Consider the following 234-nt stretch of genomic DNA (forward strand, 5'->3'; position numbering starts at 1 on the left):
AGGCCGAGGGAGGCAAACTCAAGGGCGCCGTGATCGATTTCCCCTTTGCCTCTGTGGGGGCGACCGGGAATATCCTGATGGCCGCGACGCTGGCCAAGGGGACCACCGTTATCAACAACGCCGCGCGGGAGCCTGAGATCGTCGATCTGGCAGACTGCCTGCGGGCCATGGGCGCGCAGATTGAAGGTGACGGCACACCGAGCATCACCATTCAGGGCGTCGATAGCCTGCATG

Annotated in this window: 1 pseudogene; it reads left to right on the plus strand. The window is 63.7% G+C overall.

What is annotated here, in order from left to right:
• A pseudogene (locus A3722_RS17380) lies at positions 1–234 on the plus strand (UDP-N-acetylglucosamine 1-carboxyvinyltransferase); the annotation flags it as partial.

Source organism: Sulfitobacter sp. HI0027, assembly GCF_001634775.1.
In the GTDB taxonomy this organism is placed as follows: domain Bacteria; phylum Pseudomonadota; class Alphaproteobacteria; order Rhodobacterales; family Rhodobacteraceae; genus Sulfitobacter.